Below are 20,268 nucleotides of genomic sequence, written 5' to 3'. Positions count from 1 at the left end.
GCGTCAGGAGGCGTGGAAGGGCAGGCCGGCGTCGGCGACCAGGTCGAGGTCGTCGGCGTCGTCCGGCGGCAGGAGCGTCGCGCCGCCGTCGCCGACGGGCACGACCCCCAGCTCCAGCAGCTCGGTCATGGCCGCGCTGCCGGCCATGTCGCGGACCTGGAGCTGGTAGCGGGCGGTGGTGCGGAACGCGCCGCCGGCGTCGTCGCCGGTGCGCTGCAGGAAGCCGGAGTCGACGAGGAAGGCGACGGCCTTGGCGATGATGCCCGTGGTCGAGCCGGCCAGGCGGCGGGCGTCCTTGGTGGCGCCCGTCGCGCTGCGGCGCGCGTAGACCCGCCAGGCGGCCTCCAGGCCGGGGGCGTCCGTCGTCGGGTCGGTGTTCTCGCCCTGCTCGGCGGCGCGCTCCTCCAGGCGGCGGCAGGCCTGCCGGACGAAGGCGTCCACGCCGTTGACGGTGATCCGGCCGATGTAGCCGTCGTCGGCGAGGTCGTCCGGGCGCGGGAAGGCCAGGGCGGCAACGGCGAGGTGGGCGAGGCCGTGCAGGAAGCGGTCGCCGGAGTCGACGGTGGCGCGGCGGGCGTAGTCGCCCATGCGCACGGCGAAGACGGATTCCTCCGCGGCGGTCACGGCCATGCCGGCGCGGGTGGACACCTCCAGAACGATCAGGCCCAGGCCGGCCGCGACGGCGTCCGCGAGGCGGGCGAACGCGGGGTCGTCGCGGTGGCGGCGCAGCAGTTCGGTGTACTCGGCGTCCCGCGCGGGCGCGAGCTTGGGCTGCAGCCCGAACGCGATGAGCCGCGCGGCGTCGGCCGCGTCCGCGGGGGTCACCGGCGCGGTTCCGCTCGCCGCGGGGGCCTCCGTCTCGGCGACGGCGTCCGGCTGCGCCGTCTCGTAGGCGTCGTACTCAGTCACGTTCGCTTGCTCCTGCTGAAGTCCGTGAAGGGAGGGTCGTTCGGCACCGCCGGGCCGCACTGTGGTGGTTGCGCGCCGCGGCGGCGGGGAGAGGGAGCCCCGGTCCCGCCCCTTCCCGAAACCGGGGGCAAGCCCCCCGGCCCCCGGGTCCGGGGCGCAGCCCCGGGAAACGGTGAAAGGGCGGGGCCGGGGCCCGCACCCGCCGCGACGGCGCTCGGCCGTCCACCGGCGTGCCCGGCGGTGCCGGAACGGCCGCAAGTCGCCGGCACCGGCCGCGGGCGAGCCGCAATGCCGAGCCGGGCGCAACCCCGGGCCGCCCGCCGCAGACGCCCCGTCACGACGCCTCCGCACGGTCCGCCGCCATGCCCGCCGCGTCCAGCAGGGCCGTGCCGACGATGAGGTCGGCGCCGCCGAATTCGGGGTCGTCGAGGACCGTGCCGTCGTCGACGGCGAAGAGGAGGGACTGCTCGCCCTGGCGGTAGGCCGTGCCGACCGCGGGGCTCGCGGCGTGGACGGCCAGGAGGGCGACGAGGTAGGGCAGTTCGGGGTCGCGGCGGCGGGCGTCGGCGAGGAGGCCGGAGAGGCGGCGCGGCGCGTCGGGCGGGAGGGTGAGCAGCTCCATGGCGCTCGCGAGCTGCTCCTCGCTGAAGCGGCTGTCGTCGGGCGTGGCGATGAGGTCCGGCTCGGGCATCTCCGCGCCGAGGTGCTCCCGCTCGGCGGGCGGGCTGAGGAGTATGTCGACGAGGTCGGTGACGCGTACGGAGACGGGCGTGCGCAGCCCCGTGCCGCGGGCGAAGAAGGCGTCGGTGACGCGCCCGGCCGCTTCGAGCGGCAGGGGCAGTACGGGGGCGAGCAGCTGGCCGTACAGGTCCAGGCCGGACCGCCCGGAGGCGACGGCGAACGCCTGGCGGTCCTGTTCCGCGCGGAAGAGCGGGCCGGCCTCCAGGAGGCGGGACTGCAGCTGCGTGTGGCGGCGGATGCAGTCCTTGACGATGTCGACGAGCTCGGCGGCACGGCGCTTGTGCTCGGGCTCTTCGGCCTCGTCGCGGGCCTTGCGGATGTTGGTGAGGATCGCGTTCTCGTGGCGGTAGCGGTCGGCGACGTGGTCGAGCGCTTCGGCGATCATGTCGGGGACGGCCCGCAGCCAGTCGACGGCGCGGACGTTGCGCCGGGTGGCGTCGAGGGTCTTGCGGAGGGTCTCGGCGTACTGCACGGTGCGGTAGCGGGCCTGCTCCGCGGCGAGCTGGGCGTCGGCGAGCCGGCCCCGGCTGATGAGGACCTCCAGCTTCACCTCGGCGGCGATCTGCGCGCTGGTGACGTCGGTGTCGAGGGCGCCGACGAGGACGTTGACGGCTTCGTCGGTGGTGCGCAGGAAGACCGTGCCGCCGGGGCCGGGCACCTCTTCGACGAGCTTGAAGTCGTAGTCGCGCCGGACGTAGACGCCGTCGGCCCCGAAGGTGCCGTAGACGGCGCGGAAGCCGCGGTCGACGCTGCCGACGTTGATGAGGTTCTCCAGGACCCAGCGGGCCACCCGCTCGTGCTCGGCCTGCGGCCGCTCGGGCGCCTGGGCGGCGACGCGCGGCTGCAGCCGGGCCACTATCTGCTCGTGGTCGGCGCCGGTGTCGAAGTCCATGTTGAGCGTGACCAGGTCGATGGCGGCGAGCGCCACCTCCGCCATGGCGTAGACGCCGTACTCGCCCGCGAGGTTGGCCTTGCGGGCGTCCAGGTCGTGGAGCGGCGCGGTGCAGGCGAGCGCGCGCAGCCGGCGGGCCAGGCCCTCGTCGGCGGCCGGGCCCGGGGCCGGTCGCGACGGCCCGTTGAGCTGGGGCGGAGCGGCCGCCGGGGCTGGAGAAGTCACGTCGCACAGAGTAGGCGGTCACACCGACAACGGACGAAACGGCACGGGCGGAATGTCCGCCACGCCCCTAGTGTGTGGCTCCGCCTTCCGCACGGATGTCCGTGGTGCGCCCCGCAGCGGTGACGGCGATCACACAGAGTGCCTCCGCGACGGTGGGGACGGGCAGTGAGGGCAGGGCGCGGTCGGTGACCTGTGCGGGCGCGTAGGGGACGTGCACGAACCCGCCCCGCAGCCCGGGGCGTTCGGTCGCGGCGAGGTGCATCAGGCCGTAGAAGACGTGGTTGCAGACGTACGTGCCGGCGGTCTGGGAGACGGAAGCGGGCAGCCCGGCCTCGCGTACGGCCGCGACGCACGCCTTGACCGGCAAGGTCGCGAAGTAGGCGGCGGGCCCGCCGGGGACGACGGGCTCGTCGACCGGCTGTGCGCCCGCGTTGTCGGGGATGCGGGCGTCGTCGATGTTGACGGCGATGCGTTCGACGGTGATGTGGGGGCGGCCGCCCGCCTGCCCCACGCAGAGCACGAGGTCCGGTGCGGTGCGGTCGACGGCCTCCCGGAGGGCGTCGAGGGCGGTGCCGAAGGCGCAGGGCAGCTGCGCGGTGGAGAGGACGAGCCCCTCGGGCGGCCGTGCGGCGACGGCGCGGACGGCTTCCCAGGAGGGGTTCACCTCCTCCCCGCCGAAGGGCTCGAATCCGGTGAGCAGGACGCGGGTCATGGCACTGTCTCCCTCCCGGCCGCGTGTCCCGGCCGTGTTCCTTCCCGGCCGTCAGACGGCGAAGAAGTACATGATGACGATGTTGCAGCCGAGCAGGGCGACGGCCGTGGGCAGCTGGGCCTTGATGGGCCCGTATTGGTCCTTCAGTTCGAGGAGTGCGGCCGGGACGACGTTGTAGTTGGCGGCCATGGGCGTCACGAGCGTGCCGCAGAAGCCGGCGAGCATGCCGACGGCGAGGACGGCCGGGGCGTTGCCGCCCTCCTGGACGACGAGGACGGGCCAGCCGACGGCGGCGGTCATGACGGGGAAGGCGGCGAAGCCGTTCCCCATGACGATGGTGAAGAGGAACATGCCGGCGCAGTAGACGACGACGGCGAGGAAGAGCGAGCCGCCGGGCAGCACGGCGGTGGTGATCCGGCGGACCTGGTCGCCGACGCCGGCGACGGAGAAGATGGAGCCGAGCGTGGCGAGGAGCTGGGGCAGCAGCATGGCCCAGCCCATCGATTCCAGCATGGACCGGCCGGCGTGCACGGGGGTGGAGAGCCGCTTCTCGCGCAGCATCACCATGCCGGTGACGAGGGCGACGACGGCTCCGATGCCGAGGCCGAGGATGGTCTCGCTGCCCTTCTGGAGGACGGGTTCGCCGTCCAGGGAGAGCTTCTTGACGCCGACCGCGCAGACGAGGGCGACGACGGGGATGGTGAGGGCGGGGACGAACAGGCGGTTCCCCCACCGTTCGGCGCGCGCCTCCCGCTGCTCGGGCGTGGCGGCGGAGCCCTTGCCCCGGCCGGTGAAGCCGAAGCCCGCGAGGCAGACCATGGCCAGGACGGCCGCGCCCAGGGGCTCGGCGGGGGCGGACTTGCCGGCGACCCAGGTGCCGTAGATGAAGCCGAGCCCGAGCAGGCCCCAGAAGGCGGCGGTGCCGACGCGCTTGGGGTTGGTGCGGTCGGTGAGCATCTGCGCGGCCATCACCAGGAAGATGCCGCCGACCAGCCAGTAGAACCACTCCGCCTTGATCACTTGACGGTCTCCCCGAGTTCGGCGGTGCGGCCGGGCCCGGGGGCCGCCCCGAGCAGCTGCCGGTCGAGCCGCAACAGCCGCCAGCCGTGGACGGCGAGGGCGCACAGGGCAGTGGGTATCGCCCAGAGCGCGAGCTGCAGCGGTTCGAGGTGCGTGTGGTACGTGGTGTTGACGAAGCCGGTGATCAGCAGGATCGAGCCGACGGCCAGAAAGACGTCCTCGCCGAAGAACAGCCCGACGTTGTCCGCGCTCGCCGCGAAGGAGCGCACCTTCTCGCGGGCCTTCTCGCCCAGCGGACCGTGGCGGCGCTCGGCGGCGCCCTCGGCCATGGGCGCGGCGAGCGGCCGGACGGTCTGGGCGTGCCCGAAGACGTTGTTGAGGCCGACGGCGGCGGCGATCTGGCGCAGCAGGAGGTAGAGCGCGAGGAAGCGGCCCGCGGTGAGCCCGGCGAAGCGGGTGATCAGGCGGCGGGCCTGTTCCTGGAGGCCGTGGTGTTCGAGCAGGCCGATGACGGGCAGCGTGATCACGAAGATCGTCACCGAGCGGCTGGAGGCGAACCCGGTGCCGAAGGCGGCCAGGACGCGCTGGGGGGAGAGGCCGCCGAGGAGGCCCGTGACGATGCCGGCGGCACCGACGACCAGCAGGGGGTTGCGTCTCGTGGCGAAGCCGAGCACCACCACGAGGACGCCCAGGAGAACGATCAAGGGCTCCGCCTTCCGGGATCCCGGACGACCCTCACTCGATCGGGTGAGGGGATTGGCGAGGAGGCTAAGATATTGTTCAACAATTCTCAATAGGTATGGGCGATCAACAAGTACTTGGGGATGCCGATGACCTTGTCCACCGCGCAGCGCGTCGCCGGCGTGCTCCGTGACCGCATCGAGGGCGGCGGCCTGCCGCCCGGAACCCGGCTCTCGGAAGAGGCCCTCGGCCGGGACCTGGGGGTCTCGCGCAACACGCTGCGCGAGGCGTTCCGCCTGCTCGTCCACGAGAGCCTGGTCGTGCACCGGCTCAACCGCGGCGTCTTCGTCCGTGTCGTCGACGCCGCCGACGTCACCGACATCTACCGCGTCCGCACCGCTCTGGAGTGCGCCGGAGTCCGGGCCGCCGCGGGGGCCGGGCGGCCGCTGCGCGAGGCCGTGACCGCGGCGGTGGACGAGGGCGAGCGCGCCGCCGCCGGGGGCGACTGGCAGGAGGTCGGCTCGGCGGACCTGCGCTTCCACCGGGCGCTCGCCGCCCTCTCCGGCAGCCCGCGCATCGACGCCGCGATGGACCGGCTGCTGGCCGAACTGCGCCTGGCCTTCCACGCGATGCCCTCGGCGCGCCGCTTCCACGAGCCGTTCCTGGCGCGCAACCGCGCCTTCGTGAGGCTCCTGGAGGACGGCGAGTACGCGACGGCGGAGCGCGAGCTGACCACCTATCTGGACGATGCCCTGAAGCTCATACTGGGCGCCCTGCGGGAGCGGGAAGAGGAGAACACATGAACGCCCACGGCACCGCCGTGCTCGACCTCAACGCCGACCTCGGGGAGGGCTTCGGGCGCTGGCGCCTGACCGACGACGACGCCCTGCTGTCGGTCGTGACCAGCGCGAACGTCGCCTGTGGCTTCCACGCCGGAGACCCTTCCACCATGCGGCAGGTCTGCGAGCGGGCCGCCGAGCGCGGCGTGCGCATCGGCGCCCAGGTCTCCTACCACGACCTGGCCGGCTTCGGGCGCCGCGCCATGGACGTGCCCCCGGACGAGCTCGCCGACGAGATCACCTATCAGATCGGCGCGCTGCGCGTCTTCGCGCGGGCGGCCGGCGCGGACGTCGCCTACGTCAAGCCGCACGGCGCGCTCTACAACCGCACGGTCACCGATGCCGGGCAGGCCGCGGCCGTCGTCGCCGGGGTGGTGCGCGCGGGCGGGGCCCTGCCCGTCCTGGGCCTGCCGGGCTCCCGGCTGCACGAGGCCGCCGCGCGGGCCGGGCTGCCGGTGATCGGCGAGGCGTTCGCCGACCGCGCGTACACGGCCGCGGGCACGCTCGTGCCGCGCCGGACCCCCGGCGCGGTCGTCCTCGACCCGGACGCCGTCGTCGCCCGCTCCGTGCGGATGGCCCGGGAGGCCGCCGTCACCGCCCTGACGGGCGAGGAGATAGCTGTACGGGCCCGCTCCCTGTGCCTCCACGGGGACACGCCCGGCGCCGCGGACCTCGCCCGGCGGGTACGCGCCGCGCTGGAGGCCGCGGGCGCCCGCCTGGAGGCCTTCGCGTGACCACGCCCCGTGCCCGCCCCCTGCGCGTCGGCCCGCACGCCCTGCTCGTCGAGGTCGCCGGCGGCGAGGCGGCCCAGGCGCTCCACACCGAACTCCTGCGCCGCCGGGCCGCCGGGACCCTGCCGGCCGTGACCGAGATCGTGCCCGCGGCGCGCACGGTCCTCCTCAACGGCCTGGCCGACCCGCAGGCCCTCGCCGCCGACATCGTGCACTGGGACGTCCCGCCGCTCACGGCCGCCGACGGCGATCCCGTCGTCCTGCCCGTCCGCTACGACGGGGCCGACCTCGCCGAGGTCGCCGCCCTGTGGGGCGTCGCCGCGGACGAGGTCGCGGCGATCCACTCCGGCCTCGAATTCCGCGTCGCCTTCTGCGGCTTCGCCCCCGGCTTCGGCTATCTGACCGGCCTCCCGGCACACCTGCACGTGCCGCGCCGGGCCACGCCCCGCACCACCGTGCCCGCCGGCGCGGTCGCCCTGGCCGGCCCGTACACCGGCGTCTACCCCCGCTCCTCCCCCGGCGGCTGGCAGCTCATCGGCCGTACGGACGCGGTCCTGTGGGACGCGGCACGGGAACCGGCGGCGCTGCTGGCTCCCGGCACCCGCGTACGTTTCGAGGTGGCCGCATGACCGGATCCGGACCAGACGCCCGAACGTCCGGAACGGACAAGCGCGTGTCCGAAACGGACGACCGCACGACCGGAGCGGGCAGCGGCGCGCCCGCCCTGACCGTCGTCCGGCCCGGCGCCCTGACGACCGTGCAGGACCTCGGCCGGCCCGGCCACGCGCACCTGGGCGTCAGCCGCTCCGGCGCCCTGGACCGGCCCGCGCACGCGCTCGCCAACCGCCTCGCCGGCAACCCCGCGGGCCACGCCGCGCTGGAGACCACCGTCGACGGCTGCGCCGTGCGCACCACGGCGGCCGTGACCGTCGCGGTGACCGGCGCGCCCTGCCCGGTGCGGGTCGACGGCCGCCCCGCGGCGTGGGGCGCCGCGGTGCGGGTGCCGGCGGGCGCCGTGCTCGACGTGGGCCGGGCCGCCTCCGGGCTGCGCAGTTACGTGGCGTTCGCGGGCGGCATCGCCGTACCGCCCGTCCTCGGCAGCCGTTCCCGCGACCTGCTGTCGGGCCTCGGCCCCGAGCCGCTCGCCACGGGTGCGGTCCTGCCGCTCGGTGCGCCCTGCGGCCCGCCCGCGCACGCCGACGCCGTCCCGTGGGCGGGCCCGCCCGTCGGCGGGCTGGTGCTCCCGGTCGTGCTCGGGCCGCGCGACGACTGGTTCACGCCCGCCGCGCTGCGCACCCTGGCCCGCGGCGCCTTCCGCGTGGCGGCCGCGAGCAACCGGATAGGCCTGCGGACCGAGGGACCGGCCCTGGAGCGCGCCGCGGACAGCGAGCTACCGAGCGAGGGCATGGTCCTGGGAGCCGTCCAAGTGCCCCCGGACGGCCTCCCCGTCGTCTTCCTCGCCGACCACCCGACGACCGGCGGCTACCCGGTCGTGGGCGTCGTCCACGAGGCGGAACTGGCCGCCGCGGCCCAGGCCGTGCCCGGTACGCCGGTGCGGTTCGTGCCCGTACGGGGCTGAGGCCGCCGCGCGTCCCGGCCGCGGGCGGCCCCGCGCTCGTCGCCGAGCGGCCCCGGCGCCGGGGTCAGTCGAGGCCGCGGATGATGTGCGACTCGGCGTCGGGATCCTCGCCGGTCCGGTCCGGCGTCTCACTCTGGACCGGACGGCGGGTCCGCGCGGTCTCCTCCCGGGCCTCGCCCCGGTGCTGCATCCGCTCGCCCTGTCCCTTGAGCTGTTCCACAGCCGCCTCCTCGATTGCCGAGCCTTCTTCGCCCCCGGAAACCGACTGCCCGGGTTCCCCCAGGGTGACGGGATGAAACCGAGTCCCAACACAGGGGAAATCGCCAGATATGACGGCCTCCATTCAGGTGAAAATCCCTCCAATCAGGTTAAAATGCAGGCAGGTCGGACCTGACACTGAAAGAAGGTGGCTGACGTGACCGTCCCTACGTCGCCCCGGATAGACCAGCACCCGGACATCCTGGCGCTCCGCGCCCACTCCGAAGTGGCGACGAGCACCCCCGTCGCCCAGGCCGTCGAGGCACTCGCCCTCCTCTGCGGTGTCTACCTGGCCGCTTCGCCATGGATTGTGGGCTTCAGCGGCGCTTCCACTCTTGCCATCCACAATGTGATCGTGGGTGCGGCCTTCGCTTGCCTGGTCGGCGGTTTCGGCCCCGCCTACGAGCGCACCCACGCGATGAGCTGGGCGGCCCTCTGCCTCGGCGCCTGGACGATCGTTTCGCCCTGGGTCGTCTCCGGTCACGCGTTCATCACGGCCGCGGTCGTCAGCAATGTCATCGCCGGAGCGGTGGCTTGCCTGGTGGCCCTCGCCCTGGCACGCATGGGGATGGCGAGGTCACGGCGCTGACCGCCACCCGTCCTGAAAAAGTCCGAATCTCGTCGTTCCCCCGCCGCCGCGCGGTTCCCGCCGCCCCACCCTTGCCGTTGCTGTTGCCGTGACCGTCCGACCGGGACGGCCGGCAATGGCAACGGCAATCACCTTTTTCACCCCCAGGGATGAAAACTCGGGTGATCTTCCTACCTGATGACTCCGCCGGACCTGAAGTGGCAATGCTCCCCTCTCACTGATCACTTCAACCTCACGAGGTCCGACGCATGACGATCGCGCCCGGGGTCGGCACGGGCCGGGGGACGGCACTGCCCGCCGCATCCGCGGGAGAGAATCTCCGGCTCACCCTCACCTACTTCCTCCCCAACTACCTCAAAGGCGTGTTCCGGTCCCGGCCCCGGATCGCCGCGCTCGTCGCACGGGCGGACACCGCCCGCCGCGCCCCGGAGACCATGCGCCGGCTGCGGCGGCGGCACGGCCGCGGCCCCGTCATGGTGCGCGGCGCCGCCGGCCCCACCCTGCTCGTGCTCGACGCCGACGACGCCCGGCAGGTGCTGTCCGGCCCGGTCGGGGTCTACGCGGTCGACACCTGGGAGAAGGTGAGCGGGTTCGCGCCCGTCCAGCCCGAGGCCCTCGTGGCCTCGCACGGCCGGCAGCGGATCGTGCGGCGGCTGTTCAACGACGCGGTCCTGGACACCGGTTGCCCGGTGCACCGGCTCGCCGACCGCTTCCTGCGCGTCACCGGCGAAGAGGCCGCCGCCCTGCTCGGCCCGGAGGCCGTGACCGGGCTGCGCCCGGAGGCCCTGCGGGAGAGCTTCGAGCGCGTGGGGCGGCGCTGCTTCCTGGGCGAGGCGGCCGCCGACGACGAGGAGTTCTCCCGGCTGCTGGGCGAACTCCTCGCCGAGGCCAACTGGATGGGAGCCCGCCGCTGGCGCGCCGGCCGCACCCGCCGGCTGCGCCGCAGAATGATGCAGCGCCAGGCGAGATATCTGTACGAAGCGGATCCGCGCAGCCTGGCCGGGTTGTTCGCGGCCGCGCCCCGGGGCCCCGAGACCGCTCCGGAGTGCCAGGTCAGCCACTGGTTCATGGCTCTGGGCGCGCTGACCGCGGTGACGGTGCAGACGCTCGCCCTGCTCGCCACGCACCCGCGCCACCACGAGCGCGTCATGGAGGAGATCCGCGCGGCGGACCGCACCCACGGCCCCCGCACGGTCCCCGGCTTCCTCGGCATGCCCTACCTGCGCGCCTGCGTGCAGGAGGCGGCCCGGCTGTGGCCCCCGGTCACGGGCCTCGCGCGCCGGACAACGGCCGAGACCCGCTGGCGGGACGCGGTCGCGCCGGGCGGGGTCAACGTCCTCGTGCCGGCCGCCTTCCACGCCCGCGACGGCGAACGCCTCGACTACGCGCACCGGTTCGCGCCCGAGAAGTGGCTGGACGGCACCGCGGAGCGCGACTGGGCGGTCGCCCCGTTCAGCCGCGGCGAGGCCCAGTGCAGCGGCATGGAGCTCGCCCTGCAGCTGGCCACCGGGTTCGTCGCCGAGCTGCTGCGCGGCGGCGAGCTCGCCGTCGCCGGGGTCCGGCTCGGCCCCGGCCGGCCGCTCCCGCACACCTTCGACACCTCGCGGCTGCGGATCGGGATCCGCGCCCCCCGGACGACGGAAGCCGAAACGGCGGAAGCCCGGGCCACGCAGTCCCGCACGCCGGAGGAGGGCGCATGACGGCCGCAAGCACCCCGGGCCCCCGGGGCACCACGGGAGCCGGCCCGCAGGACGCGGCTGCCGCGGCGCGGCTCACCGCCGTGGCCCGCGAGCTGGCCGAGGCCGCCGGGGCGGTCCGGGCGGCGGGACGGGCGGTCACGGCCGTCGCGAGCGACCCCGCGCTGCTCGCCTCGCTCGGCCGCTCGCCCCGCCGCGGCCTGCGGGCGGCGGGTGCCCTGGCCCACAGCCTCACCGACCCCGCCGGGCTCGGCCACGCCCCGGACGGCGGGCGGGCCGGGCGTGCCGTCCGGCTGGCCTGCGTGGCCGCCCGCCGCGGGAGCCTCGCCGACGACCTCGCGGCCACCGCGCTGCGGCTGCGGATCCGGCTGTGCGCGACCCGGCACGCCGAGTACGGGGCCGAGGGCCCGGTCCGGCGCATGCTCGTGGCCGTCGAAGCGGGCCTCCCCGCCCTGGCCCTGCGCATCCTCCGGGAAGAGGTGCGGGTCCGCAGCGCCGGGCACGCCCTCGCCGCGCTCGCCCCGTCCTGGGAGGAGGTGACGGCGTGGCACGCCCTGACCGACGGCAATCCGTTCAACGACGCGGCGGCCTGGCACACCGTCACGGGCACCCGGACGGAGAGCGCCCTCCCGTCCGTCCCCCGGTCCCGCGGCGCGCGCCCCTTCGCAGAGCCGCCGGAGATCGCGTTCCCGGACGGCCCGGACGACGGCGGCGGCATCTCCGCCCACCTGCGCAACCTGGCCGCCCTTGGCCCCGGCAGGATGCTCACCCAGCAGGTCACGGGCCCGGACGGCACCACCCGGTGCCTGGTGCTCCTGCCCGGCCCGAAGTTCGTCCTGCCGCGCACCGCCTCCCCGGAGGGGCTGGTCGCGGCCGTCGCCGCACTCCGCCACGGCGCCTCCCCGTACACCCTGGCCGCCCGCGACGCCCTCCGCCGGACGGTGCCCGAGGGGATGCCGGTGGCGCTCGTCGGACACGGCCTGGGCGGAGTGACGGCCCTGCACCTGGCCGGCGGCCCGGGGCGGACCGGCCGGGCCGTCGAGCTCGTCGTCACGGCCGGCTCCCCCACCGGCTCCGGGCGACTGCCCGCGCCCGGCGCCCGCGTCGCCGGACTGGCCGAGGAGCACGACCTGATGCCCCGTCTGGAGGGCTGCGGCCCGGTCCTGCCCCCGCCCCCGGACCGGCTGCAGCTCGCCTGGACGGATCCCTCCTACGACGTCCCGCAGTGCCTCGGCGCGGAGGCGTACGCCCAGAGCCTCGACAAGACCGCCACCGAGGCCCGCGACCGGGTGGACGAGCTGCTCGCCCCCTACCGGGGCCGGGCCGGGAAGACCGTCGTCCACCGCCTCCCCGGCGGCTAGGCCGGTGCGCCCGAGCGCCCGGAACCCCTTCCGCACCCACCCTCTCCGCACACCCTCTGCAACCCTCACGGAGAACTGTCGATGACGCCGGTACCGCGCCGCCGCGAGTGGCACGACCTCCCCTTCCCCCTCGCGCTGCTGGAGCTCAGAAGACAGCGGCAAGTGCTGCGGGCGCACAACCTGTACGACACCTACGGGGCCGGCGGGGAGCGCCCCCGCACGCCCGTCGCCGACCTCCTCCCCCACCGCAGCTACGACGGCTCGGGCTACGACCCCGGCGACGCCGACATGGGCCGCGCGGGCACCCGCTTCGACCGCAACTGCCCCCTGCCGGAGACCTACCCCGAGCCCGAGGACGACGGGCTGCTCTCGCCCAGCCCCCGCGAGGTCAGCCGGCAACTGCTGCGCCGCCGCTCCGGCTTCCGCCCGGCGACCGGGCTGAACCTGCTGGCCGCGGCCTGGATCCAGTTCCAGAACCACGGCTGGTTCAGCCACGGCGACAACAAGACCGACCAGCCGCTCGCCGTGCCGCTCGACGCGGACGACGACTGGCCGCAGTGCCCGATGCTCGTGCGCCGCTCCCGCCCCGACCCCGTCCCCCGCACGGACACCACCCGGCCGCCCACGTACGAGAACACCGTCAGCCACTGGTGGGACGGCTCCCAGCTCTACGGGTCGAGCGAGGAGCGGTGCCGCGCCCTGCGCACGGGCGAGCGCGGGAAGCTCGCCCTCGCGGACGGCCGGCTGCCCGACGAGACCGCGCCGGGCCTGTCCGGCATCGACCTCACCGGCTTCAACGACAACTACTGGGTCGGGCTGTCCCTGCTCCACACGCTCTTCGCCAAGGAGCACAACGCCATCTGCGACCGGATCGCCGCCGCCCACCCCACCTGGGGCGACGAACGGCTCTTCCAGACGGCCCGGCTCGTGAACGCCGCCGTCATGGCCAAGATCCACACGGTCGAGTGGACCCCCGGGATCGTCGCCCACCCCGTCACGCGGGCGGCCATGCACATGAACTGGTACGGGGTCCTGCCCGCGCGGGTGCGGCGCAGCGTCCGCCGGTTCGGCACGGGCGAGATGCTGTTCGGCATCCCCGGCTCCCCCACAGACCACCACACCGCGCCGTACTCGATGACGGAGGAGTTCGTCGCCGCGTACCGGCTGCACCCCCTGATCCGCGACGAGTACGCCGTCCACTCGCACCGCACGGGCGCGCTCGTCGAGCGCACCGGCTTCGACGACCTGCAGGCCCTGGCCACCCGGCCGGCCGTCGACAAGTTCGGCCTCTCCGACCTGCTGTACTCCTTCGGCGTCATGAACCCCGGCGACATCACCCTGCACAACCACCCCGACTGCCTGCGCGACCTCCTCCGGATCTCCGGCGAGCACGTCGACGTCGGCGCGGTCGACGTGCTGCGCGACCGCGAGCGGGGCGTGCCCCGCTACACCGCCTTCCGGGCGGCGCTGCACCGCCCGCCCGTCTCCGGCTTCGAGGAGCTGACCGGCGGTGACGTGGGGCTCGCCGCCGAGCTGCGCGAGGTCTACGACGGGCGGCTGGACCGCGTCGACACCATGGTCGGCATGTACGCCGAGCGGCGGCCGCGGGGGTTCGCGTTCAGCGACACGGCGTTCCGGCTCTTCGTCCTGATGGCCTCGCGGCGGCTGAAGAGCGACCGCTTCTTCACCCGGGACTACCGCCCCGAGATCTACACGCCCGAGGGCATGGAGTGGATCGACCGCACCGGCATGACCGACGTGCTCCTGCGCCACCACCCGGAGCTGGCCCCGGCCCTGCAGGGGGTGCGCAACGCGTTCGCGCCCTGGCGGATGCTGCGGCCCGGGGGGATCCGGTGATGGGCGGCGGCGCGGAGCACGCGCCCTGGTCGCGGCCCGTCCGGGCACAGGCCTGCTCGCTGCGGGAGCAGGCGGCCCGGCTGCGGTCGAGCGCCGAGGAGGTGGCGTCGCTGGGGGCGGAGGGCGCTGCGCTGCGCAAGCGGATGATCGCCCACGCGGACCGGGCCGAGACGGCCGCCCGCTCCCTGGAACGCGCGGCCGAGGCCCTGGCCCGGCACGAGGCGGTCCTGGCGGCCCTGGACCGGCGTTTGGAGGACGACGACTCCGCCGGGCCGGGCCGGCGGTGGCGGTAGCCCTGCCGGGCGGACGGGAACGGGCGGCCGGGAGCTGTAGGCGACCGAGCCGCCGGCCGGATTCCTCCGGACCCTCGCCGTCGTGGTCGCGCGCGCCGTCGCGGCGGGGGCTTGGCCTGCCGCAGGCATGTGAGCACCGTCGCCGCGATCGGTCGCCGCGGCGGTGGAGCCCGGCGGCGCCGGCACTGTCATCCAGGCGGTCGGCGCCGGCGCCGGGGCGGCAGGGCCGGAGGGGGTGCACCGGCGGCACCCCCTCCATCCGCCGCCGCGGCGAGCCACCACCAGCGTGGAGCCCTGCGGTGCCGACGCCAGGGCAGCCCGGCGCGGTCTCAGCTCGCGGCAAGCGCTTCGCGGGCGTACCAGCGTTCGTCGCGGAGCTCGGCCAGGCCCTGGTCCGCGAGGCCCTGGACGTGCTTGGTGACGGTGCGCGGCTGGTAGCCGGCCGCGACGCACAGCTCTTCCAGGGAGGCCCCGGCGGCACCGCACGTCCGCAGACTTTCCCAGGTACGCGCGGCGTGCCGGCCGAGCTCGGCAGCGGGGGCCGCGGGCCGGGTCTCCTGCTCCAGGGGCCGTTGCCGGGCCGCGGGCGCGGCGGGCGCCGCCGGAGCGGCCGGCCCCGCCGGCTGCGAGGCCAAAGGCGCGACGGCCGCCTGCACGGCCGCTGCCATGGCGCGGGGGCGGGCCGCGCCGACCGGGCGCGGTGTGCGGTTGACCCTGCGGTGCCTGCGGCCCTTCTGGCGTTTGCTCATGGATGTACCACTGCTCCGTCCTGTGGCGGGGTGCGTTCTGCGTGCTCTCCCCCGGGTCAACCCGGCGGTCATCAGGCGGTTACGGCCCTTTCTCCGAGTGTGCGGGACATCACGCGCGAGCCCTGAAGGACGCGCCGCAAGTGCTTCTGGTGGCATATGTGACGCTTGGGGCGTGCGCATTCTGATAGTGGAGGACGAGGCCGGGCTGGCCGACTCGCTGCGGCACGGCCTGGCCGCCGAGGGCCATCTGGTGGACGCCGTCCACGACGGCCACCGCGGCCTTACGGCGGCGCTCACCGGCGTGTACGACGTGATCGTCCTGGACGTGATGCTGCCGGGGCTGAGCGGCTACGAGATCTGCCGGCGGCTGCGCGGGCTCGGCCAGTGGACGCCGGTGCTGATGCTCACCGCCAAGGACGGCGAGTACGACGAGGCGGAGGGGCTGGACGCGGGCGCGGACGACTACTTGTCGAAGCCGTTCTCGTTCGTCGTGCTGCTCGCCCGGCTGCGCGCGCTGGGCCGCCGCCGCGGCCCCGGGGCGGCGCTCCCGCTGCGCGCCGGGGACCTCGTGCTGGATCCGGCGGCGCGCCGCTGCCTGCGCGGCGGGCAGGAGATCGAGCTGACCGCACGCGAACTGTCGGTCCTGCGCTACCTGATGGCGAACGCCGGGCAGGCGGTCGCCAAGCGGGACATCCTGGACGAGGTCTGGGACTTCCCCGGCGACACGGACCCGAACATCGTCGAGGTGTACGTCTCCTCGCTGCGCAGGAAGATCGACGCGCCGTTCGGCCGGCGCACCATCGTGACCGTGCACGGCACCGGCTACCGCATCGACCCGGGCGACGGATGCGCGTGACCCCGCCGCCGGCCCCGGCACGCGGAGTGCGGCTCCCCCGTACGGTACGGGGCCGGTGCGCGGCCGCGGCGGCCCTGGCGATGGCCGTGGTCCTCGGCGTGGGCGGCACCTGGCTGTACACGGTGCTGCGCGCCAACCTGCTGGACACCACGACCGGCCGCACCGAGCTGGCCGCCCGCGAGGTGGCGGCGCGGGCGGACGCCGGGGAGCTGCCCGCGCTGCTGGCCTCGCCGCGCACGGGCGTCGACATCGTGCTCGTCCTGGACGCGGACGGCCGGGTGGTCGCCACCACAAGGCCGTCCGCGGAGACCCTCGCCGAGGAGCTGGCGCCGATCCGTCCGGAGGCCGGCTCGGACTCCGCCCACCGCATCCTGTCCGGGGCGCGGGCGGCGGGCGGCGACCGCGGCCGGGCGCACGATCCGGACCGTGCCGACGTGGTGGCGGTCCGGGCCTCGGCGCCGCCGCCGGGGCCGGGCGGGGAGCGGCACGAGCGGTACGTGTACGCGCTGACCGTCCTCAACGACGTCGACGGTGCCACGCACGCGGTGGCGATCGGGCTCCTGGCGGGCGCGCCGCCGCTGATCGCCCTGGCCGCGGCCATCGCGTGGGCGGTGACGGGGCTGGCGCTGCGGCCGGTGACCACGATCCGCACGGAGCTGGCCGCCGTCACGGCGAGCGCGCTGGACCGGCGGGTGCCGGTGCCGGCGGCGGGCGACGAAGTGGCCGAGCTGGCCCGTACGGTCAACGCCACGCTGGACCGGCTGGAGCTCGCGGTCGGCCGGCAGCGGCAGTTCGTCGCGGACGCCTCGCACGAGCTGCGCAACCCCGTGGCCGCGGTGCGCTCCCGGCTGGAGGTCGCGCTGGCCGCGCCCGGCGGGCCGTCGCCGGAGGCCGTCCGCGCGGCGCTGGAGGACACCGTCCGGCTGCAGGGCGTCGCGGCGGACCTGCTGCTCCTGGCCCGGTTCGACGCGCGGGCGCCGATGGCCGCGGTAGAACCGGCGGACCTCGCGCTGCTGGCGGCCGAGGAGGCGGCGCGCCGGACGGCGGCCCGGGTGCCGGTGAGCGTGCGCGCCGGTGCCCCGGTGCCGTTGCGCGGCCGGACCGGCCAGCTGGAGCGGCTGCTGGCGAACCTGGTCGACAACGCGCTGCGGCATGCCGCCTCGCGCGTGGTGATCACGGCGTCGCTCGACGAGGCGGCGGGGCAAGCGGTGCTGGAGGTGGCCGACGACGGGCCGGGGATCCCGGAGGAGGAGCGCGAGCGGGTCTTCGAGCGCTTCGTGCGGCTGGATGCGGCGCGCGCCCGGGAGAGCGGCGGGAGCGGGCTGGGCCTGGCCATCGCCCGGGAGATCGCGCGTGCCCACGGCGGGAGCCTGGCGGTGGCGCCGGGCGGGGAAGGCGCGCGGCTGGTGGCGCGGTTCCCCGTGACGGGCTCCGCACAGAGAGGGTTGAAGGGCTCCGCACCGGGCGGGCCGACGGGCTCCGCACCGAGCAGAACATCCGATTCCTGAAAGTTCGTTCAGGATTCTCAGGTTTTCTTCAGCCCGGACCGCCGATAGTGATCGGTGTGACCGTGGATTCCGTGCACCTCGACGGCAGTGGCGAGCACCGCGTACAAGCGCGGGGCCCGTCGGCGGCGGCGCGGCGGGGCCGCGAGGCGCTGCTGCTCGGCCTGGCCGTGCTGATCAGTTGCTTCGGCTACGTGTACACCGGTCTCGCGACGGCCGACCGGATCCCGGACGGCTTCGCCGGGTTCGCGGGCTCCATGCTGTGCCTCGCGCTGGTGCCGCACCTGGCGGCGCGCCGCTGGGCCCCGTACGCCGACCCGCTGATCCTTCCGCTGGCCGTGCTGCTGTCGGGGATCGGCCTGGTGCTGCTGTACCGGCTGGACTTCTCGTACAGCGCGCGCTATTCGTCGGATCCGACGGCCTCCAACCAGCTGATGTGGACGGTCATCGGCGTGGGCCTGTGCGTGGGCGTGCTGATCGTCCTGCAGGACCACCGCAGGCTCCAGCGCTACATCTTCCTGACGATGGCCGTGGCGCTGGTGCTGCTGATGGCCCCGGCGTTCTTCCCCGGCGACACCTACGGCGCCAAGCGGTGGATCTTCATCGGCTCGCTGTCGTTCCAGCCGGGCGAGTTCGTCAAGACCATGATCGCGGTGTTCTTCGCGGGCTATCTGGTGATCCACCGGGACGCGCTGGCCCTCACGGGCCGCAAGGTGCTGGGGGTGCGGCTGCCGCCGGGGCGGCAGCTCGCGCCGATCCTGACGGTGTGGGTGCTGAGCCTGCTGGTGCTCGTCTTCGAGCGCGACCTGGGCACGTCGCTGATCTTCTTCGGGCTGTTCGTGGTGATGCTGTACGTGGCGACCGAGCGGTTCAGCTGGGTGCTGTGCGGGGTGCTGATGGCGGCGGCGGGCGCCGTCGTGGTCGGCTCGGCAGAGCCGCACGTCAAGGGCCGCATCGACGCCTGGCAGCATCCGTTCGCCGCGCTGCACAGCCAGAACGCCGGTTCGGACCAGCTCGCGAAGGCGCTGTTCGGCTTCGGCAGCGGCGGCGTGACCGGCACGGGTCTCGGCCAGGGCCACCCCGATCTGATCGGCTTCGCCGGCCGCAGCGACTTCATCCTCACCACGGTCGGCGAGGAGCTGGGTCTGGCCGGCACGATGGTCGTGCTGATGCTCTACGCGCTGCTGGCGCAGCGGGGTCTGAGCACGGCGGTGGCCCTGCGCGACCCGTTCGGGAAGCTGCTGGCGGTGGGGCTCTCGGCGGCCCTGGCCCTGCAGGTCTTCGTCGTGGCGGGCGGCGTGCTGGGCCTGATACCGCTGACCGGCAAGGCACTGCCGTTCCTCGCCAAGAGCGGCTCCTCGCTCGTCGCCAACTGGCTGATGGTGGCGCTGCTGATACGGATCAGCGACAGCGCGGGCCGGGCCCGCGCCGCGGCACCGACCGGGTGACGCCTTGTTGACTGAGGCACCCATTTTTGCGGAGGCTTGAAGGGTCACCGCGGCCGCGGGCCGCGATGGCGCGGGGGAGCCAGGGAATCGCAGGAAAACCAGGCAGGAACAGCCAGGAAAGAGGCGCCCGGATGTCCATCGCCCATGACGAGCCCACCGCCTATCCCTTCAACGACCCCACCGGACTGGACCTGTCCGGGAAGTACGCGGAAGCGCGCAGCGGCGAGGGCCTGCTGCGCGTCCGCATGGAGTACGGCGAGCCCGCCTGGCTCGTCACCCGCTACGCCGACGCCCGCCTCGTCCTCGGCGACCGGAGGTTCAGCCGCGCCGAGAGCGTCCACCACGACGAGCCGCGCCGCAGTGACGGGCCGCCCAGCACCGGCCTGCTGAGCATGGACCCGCCCGACCACACCCGGCTGCGCACGCTGGTCACCAAGGCGTTCACCACGCCTCGGGTCGAGAAGCTGCGGCCGGACGTGCGGGCGCTCGCCGAGAGCCTGGTGGACGCGATGGTGGCGGCGGGCCCGCCCGCCGACCTGGTCGAGGACTACGCGCTGCCCATCCCCGTGGCGGTGATCTGCCGGCTGCTCGGGGTCCCGGTGGAGGACCGGCCGCGGTTCCGCAGGTGGAGCGATGCCGCGCTGTCGACGAGTTCGCTGACCGCGGAGGAGAAGACGGCCAACCGGGACGAGCTGCGGGCCTACATGGCCGGGCTCGTCGAGGAGCACCGCGCGCACCCGGCCGACGATCTGATGACGGCGCTGATCGAAGCGCGCGACGTGAACGACCGGCTCTCCGAGCTGGAGCTGATCGACCTGTGCGTGGGCATCCTCGTCGCCGGTCACGAGACCACCGCGACCCAGGTGCCCAACTTCGTGCTCACCCTCCTCGGCAACCCCGGCGAGCTGGAGCGGCTGCGCAACGACCCGGCCCTGCTGCCGCGCGCCGTGGAGGAGCTGATGCGCTTCGTCCCGCTGGGCGCGGGAGCGTCGTTCGCCCGCTACGCCCTGGAGGACGCCGAGGTGGGCGGGACGCTGGTGCGCAAGGGCGACGCGGTGCTCGTGTCCGTCGGCGCGGCCAACCGGGACGCCGGGCGGTTCGCCGCCCCGGAGGTCCTCGACATCGGCCGCGAGGGCAACCAGCACCTCGGCTTCGGCCACGGCGTGCACCACTGCCTCGGCGCGCCGCTGGCCCGGCTGGAGCTGCAGGAGGCGCTGCGGGCCCTGGTCCTGCGGCTGCCGGGGCTCCGCCCGGCCGGTGACGTCGTGTGGAAGACGGAGATGCTGGTCCGCGGGCCGCGCTCGATGCCGGTGGCGTGGTGAGCCC

The 20,268-nt window shown here is 74.9% G+C and carries 20 protein-coding genes; 13 read left to right on the top strand and 7 right to left on the bottom strand.

The window, feature by feature from the left end:
• Positions 1-3: 3 nt before the first annotated feature.
• The 5 genes from IF61_RS0107425 to IF61_RS0107400 all read right to left on the bottom strand — a co-directional run bounded on the left by IF61_RS0107425 (position 4) and on the right by IF61_RS0107400 (position 5,203).
• The gene (locus tag IF61_RS0107425; RefSeq protein ID WP_030365455.1) at positions 4-909 is read right to left on the bottom strand and encodes a hypothetical protein; all 906 of its coding nucleotides are present in this window, start codon (positions 907-909) and stop codon (positions 4-6) included.
• A 334-nt stretch (positions 910-1,243) separates the two neighbouring features.
• A complete protein-coding gene (locus IF61_RS0107415) occupies positions 1,244-2,767 on the bottom strand; it encodes a membrane protein (protein ID WP_030365454.1) in 1,524 nt (507 codons plus the stop codon).
• Positions 2,768-2,834: 67 nt separating this feature from the next.
• Positions 2,835-3,479: a pyroglutamyl-peptidase I gene (gene pcp / locus IF61_RS0107410; protein WP_030365453.1), complete on the bottom strand. Its 645-nt coding sequence runs from the start codon at positions 3,477-3,479 to the stop codon at positions 2,835-2,837.
• A 51-nt stretch (positions 3,480-3,530) separates the two neighbouring features.
• Positions 3,531-4,499, bottom strand: a complete 969-nt coding sequence (locus tag IF61_RS0107405) for a DUF979 domain-containing protein (protein WP_030365452.1) — start codon at positions 4,497-4,499, stop codon at positions 3,531-3,533.
• Positions 4,496-5,203, bottom strand: coding sequence for a DUF969 domain-containing protein (locus IF61_RS0107400; RefSeq protein WP_030365451.1), 708 nt, complete (start codon positions 5,201-5,203; stop codon positions 4,496-4,498). Before IF61_RS0107400 ends, IF61_RS0107405 begins: the two co-directional genes overlap by 4 nt.
• Positions 5,204-5,329: 126 nt before the next feature.
• Here IF61_RS0107400 and IF61_RS0107395 point away from each other — a divergent pair, with 126 nt between their 5' ends.
• The 4 genes from IF61_RS0107395 to IF61_RS0107380 are packed head-to-tail and all read left to right on the top strand — an operon-like array spanning position 5,330 to position 8,329.
• Positions 5,330-5,983 carry a GntR family transcriptional regulator gene (locus IF61_RS0107395; protein ID WP_052392470.1) on the top strand — a complete coding sequence of 218 codons (654 nt, stop codon included), beginning with the start codon at positions 5,330-5,332 and terminating at the stop codon, positions 5,981-5,983.
• Positions 5,980-6,753 (top strand): LamB/YcsF family protein, encoded by a 774-nt coding sequence (locus IF61_RS0107390; protein ID WP_030365449.1) that lies wholly within the window; start codon positions 5,980-5,982, stop codon positions 6,751-6,753. Before IF61_RS0107395 ends, IF61_RS0107390 begins: the two co-directional genes overlap by 4 nt.
• Positions 6,750-7,379: a 5-oxoprolinase subunit B family protein gene (locus IF61_RS0107385; RefSeq protein WP_030365448.1), complete on the top strand. Its 630-nt coding sequence runs from the start codon at positions 6,750-6,752 to the stop codon at positions 7,377-7,379. Before IF61_RS0107390 ends, IF61_RS0107385 begins: the two co-directional genes overlap by 4 nt.
• Positions 7,380-7,423: 44 nt before the next feature.
• Entirely contained in the window at positions 7,424-8,329 is a 906-nt protein-coding gene (locus IF61_RS0107380; protein WP_052392469.1) for a 5-oxoprolinase subunit C family protein, read from the top strand.
• Positions 8,330-8,393: 64 nt separating this feature from the next.
• Here the strand turns inward: IF61_RS0107380 and IF61_RS35735 are convergent, their stop codons facing one another.
• Complete coding sequence (locus IF61_RS35735) at positions 8,394-8,549, bottom strand: hypothetical protein (protein WP_157848552.1); 156 nt, start codon at positions 8,547-8,549, stop codon at positions 8,394-8,396.
• Between the two features lie 195 nt (positions 8,550-8,744).
• Between IF61_RS35735 and IF61_RS0107370 the strand changes: the two genes are divergently transcribed.
• The 5 genes from IF61_RS0107370 (at position 8,745) to IF61_RS0107350 (ending at position 14,384) form a co-directional block, all read left to right on the top strand.
• Positions 8,745-9,176, top strand: coding sequence for an SPW repeat protein (locus IF61_RS0107370; RefSeq protein ID WP_030365446.1), 432 nt, complete (start codon positions 8,745-8,747; stop codon positions 9,174-9,176).
• Positions 9,177-9,424: 248 nt separating this feature from the next.
• Positions 9,425-10,876 (top strand): cytochrome P450, encoded by a 1,452-nt coding sequence (locus tag IF61_RS0107365; RefSeq protein WP_052392468.1) that lies wholly within the window; start codon positions 9,425-9,427, stop codon positions 10,874-10,876.
• Positions 10,873-12,234, top strand: a complete 1,362-nt coding sequence (locus IF61_RS0107360) for a hypothetical protein (RefSeq protein ID WP_052392467.1) — start codon at positions 10,873-10,875, stop codon at positions 12,232-12,234. Before IF61_RS0107365 ends, IF61_RS0107360 begins: the two co-directional genes overlap by 4 nt.
• A gap of 81 nt (positions 12,235-12,315) precedes the next feature.
• Positions 12,316-14,091, top strand: a complete 1,776-nt coding sequence (locus tag IF61_RS0107355; RefSeq protein ID WP_030365443.1) for a peroxidase family protein — start codon at positions 12,316-12,318, stop codon at positions 14,089-14,091.
• Complete coding sequence (locus IF61_RS0107350; protein ID WP_030365442.1) at positions 14,091-14,384, top strand: hypothetical protein; 294 nt, start codon at positions 14,091-14,093, stop codon at positions 14,382-14,384. Before IF61_RS0107355 ends, IF61_RS0107350 begins: the two co-directional genes overlap by 1 nt.
• A 329-nt stretch (positions 14,385-14,713) precedes the next feature.
• Here IF61_RS0107350 and IF61_RS33960 read toward each other — a convergent pair whose 3' ends face one another.
• Entirely contained in the window at positions 14,714-15,133 is a 420-nt protein-coding gene (locus tag IF61_RS33960) for a hypothetical protein (RefSeq protein WP_030365441.1), read from the bottom strand.
• A gap of 172 nt (positions 15,134-15,305) precedes the next feature.
• On the opposite strand from IF61_RS33960, the gene IF61_RS0107340 reads away from it, so the two are divergent.
• From IF61_RS0107340 to IF61_RS0107325, 4 genes are all read left to right on the top strand, one after another.
• Positions 15,306-15,989 carry a response regulator transcription factor gene (locus IF61_RS0107340; protein WP_030365440.1) on the top strand — a complete coding sequence of 228 codons (684 nt, stop codon included), beginning with the start codon at positions 15,306-15,308 and terminating at the stop codon, positions 15,987-15,989.
• The gene (locus IF61_RS0107335; protein WP_245684432.1) at positions 15,986-17,497 is read left to right on the top strand and encodes a sensor histidine kinase; all 1,512 of its coding nucleotides are present in this window, start codon (positions 15,986-15,988) and stop codon (positions 17,495-17,497) included. The genes IF61_RS0107340 and IF61_RS0107335 overlap by 4 nt, the downstream gene beginning before the upstream one ends.
• A gap of 62 nt (positions 17,498-17,559) precedes the next feature.
• Positions 17,560-18,942: an FtsW/RodA/SpoVE family cell cycle protein gene (locus IF61_RS0107330; protein ID WP_397946010.1), complete on the top strand. Its 1,383-nt coding sequence runs from the start codon at positions 17,560-17,562 to the stop codon at positions 18,940-18,942.
• Positions 18,943-19,073: 131 nt separating this feature from the next.
• Positions 19,074-20,264, top strand: coding sequence for a cytochrome P450 (locus IF61_RS0107325; RefSeq protein ID WP_030365437.1), 1,191 nt, complete (start codon positions 19,074-19,076; stop codon positions 20,262-20,264).
• Positions 20,265-20,268 lie beyond the last annotated feature (4 nt).

The sequence above is a fragment of the Streptomyces roseoverticillatus genome (assembly GCF_000719265.1).
GTDB lineage: Bacteria > Actinomycetota > Actinomycetes > Streptomycetales > Streptomycetaceae > Streptomyces > Streptomyces roseoverticillatus.
This window is presented reverse-complemented; position numbering and strand designations above follow the sequence as displayed.

Coding starts and splice junctions, on each gene's coding strand:
- pcp (WP_030365453.1), bottom strand. CDS start 3,479: ATGACCCGCGTCCTGCTCACCGGATTCGAGCCCTTCGGCGGGGAGGAG.
- IF61_RS0107395 (WP_052392470.1), top strand. CDS start 5,330: ATGACCTTGTCCACCGCGCAGCGCGTCGCCGGCGTGCTCCGTGACCGC.
- IF61_RS0107390 (WP_030365449.1), top strand. CDS start 5,980: ATGAACGCCCACGGCACCGCCGTGCTCGACCTCAACGCCGACCTCGGG.
- IF61_RS0107365 (WP_052392468.1), top strand. CDS start 9,425: ATGACGATCGCGCCCGGGGTCGGCACGGGCCGGGGGACGGCACTGCCC.
- IF61_RS0107360 (WP_052392467.1), top strand. CDS start 10,873: ATGACGGCCGCAAGCACCCCGGGCCCCCGGGGCACCACGGGAGCCGGC.
- IF61_RS0107355 (WP_030365443.1), top strand. CDS start 12,316: ATGACGCCGGTACCGCGCCGCCGCGAGTGGCACGACCTCCCCTTCCCC.
- IF61_RS0107350 (WP_030365442.1), top strand. CDS start 14,091: ATGGGCGGCGGCGCGGAGCACGCGCCCTGGTCGCGGCCCGTCCGGGCA.
- IF61_RS33960 (WP_030365441.1), bottom strand. CDS start 15,133: ATGAGCAAACGCCAGAAGGGCCGCAGGCACCGCAGGGTCAACCGCACA.
- IF61_RS0107325 (WP_030365437.1), top strand. CDS start 19,074: ATGTCCATCGCCCATGACGAGCCCACCGCCTATCCCTTCAACGACCCC.